General features: G+C 46.9%; 2 protein-coding genes. Both read left to right on the top strand.

What is annotated here, in order from left to right; all coding sequences use genetic code 11:
• Positions 1–361 (top strand): DUF1731 domain-containing protein (locus R7Z47_RS26260; RefSeq protein ID WP_318130953.1); only part of this gene is annotated, 361 nt, incomplete at its 5' end.
• 36 nt (positions 362–397) lie between these two features.
• Positions 398–559, top strand: a 162-nt coding sequence (locus R7Z47_RS26255; protein ID WP_318130954.1) for an SDR family NAD(P)-dependent oxidoreductase, incomplete at its 3' end; no start/stop codon positions are given.

Raw genomic sequence — 559 nt, 5'->3', positions numbered from 1 at the left:
GGGGTTAGGCGGACCGCTTGGCAATGGCAATCAATACATGCCTTGGATTCATATCCTCGATATGGTTCGTGCCATTATGTACCTGCTTGAAACCCCTCACGCGCATGGTGCCTTCAACATGTGCGCCCCTCACCCTGTGACTAACCGGATATTTAGCCGCACGTTAGCGAAAACACTCAAACGTCCTCATATTCTATTCACACCTAAATGGGTCATGGCATTGGCGATGGGAGAATCGGCATGTTTGCTGTTTGACAGTATGCGAGCCAAACCTAAGAAACTCACCGAGCTCGGCTTTAAATTTAGTTATTCAAGAATAGAACCAGCACTGAAGCACTTGCTTCAAGATAGAAGCTGTTGAATGATAAGGCTTATCTCTCTCGCATTAAGCTAACACATGAATAAATTCATCCTCATTACGGGTTGCTCAACGGGCATCGGGTACGTTTGTGCTCATGCACTCCATAAACAAGGCTTTCACGTCATCGCCTCTTGTAGAAAGCTCGATGACGTTCAACGACTCCAATCAGAAGGGTTAACCTGTATCCAGCTCGACCTC

It is taken from the genome of Vibrio sp. 1641, from assembly GCF_033339995.1.
GTDB classification, from domain to species: Bacteria; Pseudomonadota; Gammaproteobacteria; order Enterobacterales; family Vibrionaceae; genus Vibrio; species Vibrio alginolyticus.
This window is presented reverse-complemented; position numbering and strand designations above follow the sequence as displayed.